Origin of the sequence: Morganella sp. HSTU-ASny43, assembly GCF_022819185.1 — a bacterium.
GTDB classification, from domain to species: Bacteria; Pseudomonadota; Gammaproteobacteria; order Enterobacterales; family Enterobacteriaceae; genus Morganella; species Morganella morganii.
Genome location: NZ_WSPG01000051.1, coordinates 1 through 7,331, shown reverse-complemented (window position 1 = coordinate 7,331; position 7,331 = coordinate 1). Strand labels below are relative to the sequence as shown.

7 protein-coding genes are annotated in these 7,331 nt (G+C 52.8%); 1 reads left to right on the top strand and 6 read right to left on the bottom strand.

From position 1 onward, the window contains the following. Positions 1-405 precede the first annotated feature (405 nt). Positions 406-750, bottom strand: a complete 345-nt coding sequence (gene erpA, locus GN208_RS17340) for an iron-sulfur cluster insertion protein ErpA (RefSeq protein ID WP_004235975.1) — start codon at positions 748-750, stop codon at positions 406-408. 239 nt (positions 751-989) lie between these two features. On the opposite strand from erpA, the gene hemL reads away from it, so the two are divergent. Further along, positions 990-2,270, top strand: coding sequence for a glutamate-1-semialdehyde 2,1-aminomutase (gene hemL, locus GN208_RS17335; RefSeq protein WP_004235976.1), 1,281 nt, complete (start codon positions 990-992; stop codon positions 2,268-2,270). A gap of 57 nt (positions 2,271-2,327) precedes the next feature. Here hemL and GN208_RS17330 read toward each other — a convergent pair whose 3' ends face one another. From GN208_RS17330 to GN208_RS17310, 5 genes are all read right to left on the bottom strand, one after another. Next, complete coding sequence (locus GN208_RS17330) at positions 2,328-2,564, bottom strand: hypothetical protein (protein WP_004235978.1); 237 nt, start codon at positions 2,562-2,564, stop codon at positions 2,328-2,330. A gap of 117 nt (positions 2,565-2,681) precedes the next feature. After that, positions 2,682-3,254 (bottom strand): molecular chaperone TorD family protein, encoded by a 573-nt coding sequence (locus GN208_RS17325; protein ID WP_004235979.1) that lies wholly within the window; start codon positions 3,252-3,254, stop codon positions 2,682-2,684. 11 nt (positions 3,255-3,265) lie between these two features. Beyond that, entirely contained in the window at positions 3,266-4,168 is a 903-nt protein-coding gene (locus GN208_RS17320) for a DmsC/YnfH family molybdoenzyme membrane anchor subunit (RefSeq protein WP_004235980.1), read from the bottom strand. Continuing rightward, the gene (locus GN208_RS17315; RefSeq protein ID WP_004235981.1) at positions 4,165-4,806 is read right to left on the bottom strand and encodes a DMSO/selenate family reductase complex B subunit; all 642 of its coding nucleotides are present in this window, start codon (positions 4,804-4,806) and stop codon (positions 4,165-4,167) included. The genes GN208_RS17320 and GN208_RS17315 overlap by 4 nt, the downstream gene beginning before the upstream one ends. Then, positions 4,803-7,223, bottom strand: a complete 2,421-nt coding sequence (locus GN208_RS17310) for a DMSO/selenate family reductase complex A subunit (RefSeq protein WP_243828497.1) — start codon at positions 7,221-7,223, stop codon at positions 4,803-4,805. Before GN208_RS17310 ends, GN208_RS17315 begins: the two co-directional genes overlap by 4 nt. Positions 7,224-7,331 lie beyond the last annotated feature (108 nt).

The window sequence follows — 7,331 nt, the reverse complement described above, 5'->3', positions numbered from 1 at the left end:
TTATGCTCAGGGGTCCCCCGCCCTCTTCCCACGTGTCTTGGGGGGGAGGGGGAGTTGGGTTAAAGCCCCCTCCCGTGTTTTAAAACATTAAATAATATATTTTTGTTTCATTTTATTAACTCATCAGTTTATCTGACAAATAATATTAGTATTACACCGTTATATAATATAGTCCGCCGTATTTATATGCTCCTGTTTCAGCCGGAGATCCTGGTTTTTGCAGTGCAGCGGAATAAAATCATCCTGAATGACCGATTTTCTCTATCTGAGGCCGGATATACACAATTATCCTCTTTTATTGTATGTGATACAGGTTGCAGAAAATAACCCTTCTTTCTTTAATGATACTTATCGGCATAAAAACAAAACGGGCGCAAAAGCGCCCGTTTTTTGTCTGCGGATAAATCAGATACTGAAAGAAGAACCACAGCCACAGGTTGTTTTGGCATTCGGGTTGGTGACGATAAACCGCGAACCTTCCAGCCCTTCGGTATAATCCACACAACCGCCGACCAGATATTGCAGGCTCATCGGATCAACCACCAGCGCCACGCCTTCTTTTTCGATGGTCATGTCGCCGTCATTGATGGCATCATCAAACGTGAAGCCATACTGGAAACCGCTGCAACCGCCGCCGGTGATATACACACGCAGACGCAGGTTCGGATTTTCTTCATCCGCGATTAAGATTTTTACTTTTTTAGCTGCCGCATCAGTAAATTGCAGAGGCATTGCTGAATCATCGCTCATTTATTACTCCAGACTGGCCGCAACCAGTAAACACACGCAGAAGCTGACCGCTTCCGGACACTACTGCTGATTATCCACCACCTCCGGCAATCGTTCAAGTTTCGCCACACAGAAAGCACAGTGTCCACACTATTAATAAGGATATAGTTATCATGAGGATAATGCGATAAGTTGGATTCACCGCCGCTCTCCTTTACAATAGCCGCAATTTCCCGCTCACCGACTGACAGGAGTCCTGCATGAGCCGTTCTGAAAATCTCTATACTGAAGCACAACATTTTATCCCGGGTGGTGTGAACTCACCGGTTCGTGCCTTTAACGGTGTCGGCGGTACGCCGCTGTTTATCGAGCGCGCCAACGGGGCCTATATTTATGATGTCGACGGCAAAGCCTATATCGACTATGTCGGCTCCTGGGGGCCGATGGTGCTGGGGCATAATCACCCGGCCATCCGCACCGCCGTCATCAAAGCGGTGGAAAAAGGGCTGAGTTTCGGCGCACCGACTGCCGACGAAGTGGAAATGGCGAAATTTGTCACCGAACTGGTGCCGTCCATGGATATGGTGCGTATGGTGAACTCCGGTACCGAAGCCACCATGAGTGCCATTCGTCTGGCACGCGGCTATACCGCCCGCGATAAAATCATCAAATTTGAAGGCTGCTATCACGGACACGCAGACTGCCTGCTGGTCAAAGCCGGTTCCGGCGCACTGACCATCGGCCAGCCAAATTCACCGGGTGTGCCGGCAGATTTTGCCAGACACACACTGACCTGCACCTACAATGACCTGAGCTCTGTCCGTGAGGCGTTTGAAAAACATCCGCACGATATCGCCTGTATCATTGTCGAGCCGGTCGCCGGGAATATGAACTGTATACCGCCGTCAGCGGATTTCCTGCCGGGCCTGCGCGCTCTGTGTGATGAGTTCGGTGCGCTGCTGATTATCGATGAAGTGATGACCGGCTTCCGTGTCGCCCTCGGCGGTGCTCAGGCACATTATGATGTTGAGCCGGACCTGACCTGCCTGGGTAAAATTATCGGTGGCGGAATGCCGGTAGGTGCCTTCGGCGGCCGTAGTGAAATCATGGAAAAACTCGCTCCGACCGGCCCGGTTTATCAGGCAGGAACGCTGTCCGGTAACCCGATCGCGATGGCGGCGGGTCTTGCCTGCTTACATGAAATCGCCCAGCCGGGTGTGCATCAGCGCCTGACCGAACTGACGGATATGCTGGCAGACGGTCTGTGCGAAAAAGCCCGTGAAGCGGGTATTCCGTTTGTGGTTAACCATGTCGGTGGGATGTTCGGCCTGTTCTTTACCGATGCCCCGGCGGTCACCTGCTATCAGGATGTGATGAACTGCGACGTTGAGCGCTTTAAGAAATTCTTCCACCTGATGCTGCAACAGGGTATTTACCTGGCGCCATCCGCCTTTGAGGCCGGATTTATGTCTGTCGCGCACAGCGACGAAGATATCCGCAAAACCATTGATGCGGCCGCTTACGCTTTCTCTGAGCTGTAATGCCCGCATAACCAGTCACGCCCGGCATCGGTCCGGGTGTTTTTGTTTATGACGGCCTCAGAATTCCCGCTGCTCTGTCAGCCAGCCGTTAAAGTGCACCGAGCACTCATCTTTGTCAGCCAGTCCGGAGGCGATAAAGATATTCTTCTTATTATCTTTATTCACATACGTGATCCGCAAAACCAGGTTATACGGCGGATTAACAGAAAACAGTTTTTTATAGGATTCCGGTGAGCTTTTGGATTTATCTGTCAGGGAATCATAGGTTTCCTGTGCAAGCTGAGAAATCAGCAATTCCCCGGCCGGTGGATGCAGAAAGAAATACGTAATACAACAGATAAAAAAATACGCCTCCGGAGAAAGAGGCGTATAAGATACGGGCAATGTAATCAAACCTTATAACTGTGAATATTATGCTTTTATAAATGATTGCACGGTGGTCAGCGCCAGCCGGGTCAGCGCGGAATAAAACGGACTGTGTCCGTGTGTATCCAGACGCTGCGCATAACGCGGCAGCCAGTTCATCAGATGCTGACTGAGCAGTGTGTTAACCGCCGCGCTCCGCATTTCAGATGCCAGTACCGCCGCCTGGAATAAAATCAGCCCGATATGATCAGCCGGTTCCGGATACGGCGTCTTCAGTTTCAGCCGCTCCTGTTTTAAGAATGCGCTCAGTGCAAGGGTCGAATCCCCCTGCAGTAATCCCTCCGCATCCAGATACACTGAGCCCCAGGGCGGAGCCGGTAACGCTCCCGGCCCGGCAAACAGAGACTGCCATGCGGATTTCAGTACCTCTGTGCCCTCCGCAGCCGTGCGGCTCAGCTGTGAACACAGTGTATTGTCCACCTCACACGGCCACTGCTGTGCAAATCCCGGCAGGGTAAACAGGCGCATAGCGGCCCGGTTGCTGTCATCATCCGGCGGGAACAGATAGCAGATCCCCAGTACGTTAAACGCGGCCGCATAGTGAGCTGTTTTACTCATTACATCCCCCGTCAGATATGAATGTAATAGAACACATAACGCAGCATAAACTCTGCCGCGATGGTCAGCAGACAGCCGCTGATAAACCCGGCGCAGACCGGTAAACCGCTGCGTGCTTTTTTCTGTGCCCGCACCAGAGAGATACCGCAGAGTGCCACACCAATCACCGCCGCACCCCAGACACCAATCCGCAGCCCGGCAATACTGTCATACGCTTCAATGGGTGACAGCGGGAATGTGATTGATTTGTGTGTCAGCTGTGTACGGGTCAGGTAATGCGCATAAAACGGCTGATACAGCAGGCGCCCGATCAGACTTACCGCCATCACTCCCCACAGCAGCCACAGCTGTGATAATGATAATGTGTCTGCGGGCAGTGTAATCCCGGCCCGGTGTCCGGCTTTCCGGATCACCATCACCACCGGCACAAACAGGACGGCACCGAGTGTCAGTGTTGTGCCGTAAAACATCAGATAGGTGTTGATGTCATTCCAGGTCAGAATCGAGGTGTAACGGTAAATCGATGCCATACAAAAAATATCAGCCAGCCCGACAGCCATGGCGCCACCGTATAACAGAAAAGAGAATTTTCCTGTCTTCCACAGCCAGAGAAAACTGACACCGAGCGCACCGACAAACGCGGCCGTTACCACCACTTCACGGCTGAGCCAGGCACTGAACACATTATTAACGGCATTCGGCGCATTAAGCGGCACGCCGAGGTGGGTAATTGATGCGACCGAGCCAGCCCCCGCAATGGTGCAGATAATAAAAATCGTCAGCATCATAAAGCGTTTGAAACTGTCCGCCGGGAGGCAGCGGCTGAGATGCACGGCAAACACCCCGCTCATAACGCACAGCCCCGCCGCCGCATTCATCATGTAAGTGAAAATTAAAAGTGACCACTCATTCATTTTTCTTTTCTCTCACTGTTCATGTCATCAAAATTTGCGCCCTGATGCGGATTGATCACCAGATTCGGATGCGTGATTGACGGATCCGGCAAACCTGTCACGTAATCGAGTGAGCCGTATTTCGCCCGCAGTTCCTCAATTGGTCCGAACTGAATCGCCCCGAGCGGACAGGTGCTGACACATACCGGCTGCTCACCTTTCTGCTGAAGATCAATACAGAAATCGCATTTCGACATCTGTTTCGTTTCCGGATTCATCTGCGGTGCGCCGTACGGACACGACCACGCACAGGCACCGCAGCCGACACATTTATCGGTATTGACCATCACAATGCCGTCCCCTTCGCGCTTATGCATTGCGATTGTCGGGCAGTTGCGCACGCAGATCGGATCTTTGCAGTGGTTACAGGAGATGGAGAGTGTGCAGGCGAACACGTTATTAATCAGCGCACCGTTTTTATTGCGGCTGTAGCCGCCGCCGGTCATTTCATACACGCGACGGAAACGGCGGCCGACATCAAGATTATTTTTGTCCTTGCACGCCACCTGACACGCCTTGCAGCCGGAGCAGCGGGCGGAATCAATATAGAAACCTAACTGTTTGTCACTGACTGCCGGATAAACAATGAATTTACTCATGCTTTTTCCACCTCAACTAATAGTGTCTGGTGCGCGTTGCCGTGGGCGAGCGCGGTACTGGGTGACGAGGTGAGCACGTTGGCACATCCACCCTGATCAATGCCGTTGCTGTCCGGCTGCCACCAGGCGCCGGCCTGTAATGCCACCACGCCCGGCATAATGCGCTGTGTGATTTTCACCGGGATCATGGTGATACCGCGATCGTTATGCACTTTCACTTTCTCACCGTCACTGACGCCGCGATCAGCCGCATCCGCCGGGTTGATCCACAACTCCTGGCGCTGCACTTCCTGTAACCACGGGTTGGCAAACTGCGTGGAGTTCGCGCGGTTGCGCCCTTTCCAGGTGATCAGCTGTAACGGATATTTCGCGGTCAGACTGTCTTCCGGTCCTTCTGTTGCCGGAACATAGTGAGACAGCGCCGGGATCTCCGGATTGTGCATGTCATACAGGTGTTTGGAGAAAATCTCGATTTTGCCGGACGGGGTCGGGAACGGGTTGTTTTCCGGATCCTGAATATTCTGCTCAAACGCGACATTCTGCGTATGCGGACGATGCGTTAATAAATGGCGACGTTTGACCAGCAGCTCATCAAAGGTTGGAATGTTATCTTCCGGGCGCTTCTGTGCCGCGTCATTGACGAGAAACTCTATCCAGTCGCGATCTGTTTCATGGCCTTCGGTGAAAGCATCACGGACACCCAGTTTCTCTGCCACTTCGCACAGCCAGTCATAATCAGTACGGCGTTCAAACTCCGGCTCAATGGCTTTTTCAGACAGGATCAGATAATCGCCGTAACTCCAGGTGCCGCCGATATTCCAGCGTTCCAGAAAACTGGTTTCCGGCAGCAGCAGGTCAGCATATTTCGCACTCGGAGTGAGATAGAGGTCACTGCAGACGATAAATTCGACTTTCGATTCATCCTCCAGCACGCTTGCGGCATGAAGAATATCGGTGTTCTGGTTGGTCATGTAGTTACCCGCCATCGAGAAAATCATTTTGATTTCGGTGTCGAGTTTGTCTGCATTTTTCAGTCCGTTATCCGGCGTCACCAGGTTTTTGTCTTCGCACGCCTGCACCTGGTTGGTGATGTTGATTTTGGCTTTGACCGGGTTATCAAACAGCACCGGTCCGGCGATGGTTTTACGCAATTCCGGATTCAGCGCCATGCCGTAACCCGCTGCCCAGCCGCCACGCACACCGACATTACCGGTAATCGTTGCCAGCAGCGTGGCCCCGCGCGCACTGCGCTCACCGCAGATATGACGCTGCGGCCCCCAGCCCTGCATCAGCACCGCCGGTTTGGTTGTGGCATATTCACGCGCCAGCTGACGGATAGTGTCCGCCGGGACTTTGGTGATTTTCTCTGCCCATTCCGGGGTTTTGGCCATGCCGTCTTTGCGGCCGGTCAGATACGCCACCAGCGATTCATTATCCGCCACGCTTTCCGGCATCTGATCTTCACTGAAACCCAGGGTGTATTTATCAATAAATGCCTGATCGTGCAGATTTTCTGTCACGATGACATACATCATCGCATCCATCATCGCGTTGTCGGTGGTCGGCAGCAGCGGGATCCACTGATCCGCCAGCGAAGAGGCGGTATCGGAATAGCGCGGATCAACGACAATAAATTTGGTGCCGTTTTTTTTCATCTTCTGGAAATAGTGGTTACTGTGCCCGAAAATCGTTTCGTTCGGATTATGTCCCCACAGGATCACCAGCGGCGTATTTTCCAGGGTATCGAGTGTGCTGCCGCTGGCCGCCGTGCCGTAGGTATAGGGCGTGGCCGCCATGGTGTTGCCGTTACTGACGGAATGATAGTTTTCCAGAAAGCCGCCGGTCAGATTAAACAGGCGGCGCAGCATATTCGCGCCGGAAAAAATCCCGCCGGTCACCCCGGTACTCAGGCTGACAAACCGTGATGCCGGGCCGTATTTGTCACTGATGCGCTGCCATTCGGCGGCAATCAGGCTGGTCGCTTCTTCCCAGCTGATGCGATCAAAACGACCCTCACCGCGCTTACCGACCCGCTTCATCGGGTATTTCAGGCGATCAGGATGATAAATAAATTTCCGGTAGCCGCGTCCGCGCACGCAGGCCCGCATGATCGGCATCTCTTCATTGAGTTCCGCATCCGGCCGGGTCGTGATGCGGATAGCTTTTCCGTCTTTGATATGAGCGCGGATATCACATTTCCCGCCGCAGTCAAAACTGCTGCAGGTCGGTACAATGCGCACGCCGTCATCCGTCTGATGAACCGGAATATGTGCCGGATCAGCCGGCGCGGATGCAATACTTTCGGATGCCAGAAACGGCACCGCAGATAATACAGAACTGACCTGTATAAAGCGGCGGCGGCTTATTTCGCCGGGAGCGCCGGATTTTTCATTATCGTGGCCGGATTGATGACTCATAATGGATTTACCCCGGGTGAGAAACAGAGTGCGGTATTTAAAACATCAGGAAATAATAAATATTATTTAATTTTAAATGACCGGAAATAACTTCACGCCTCCGGTAAT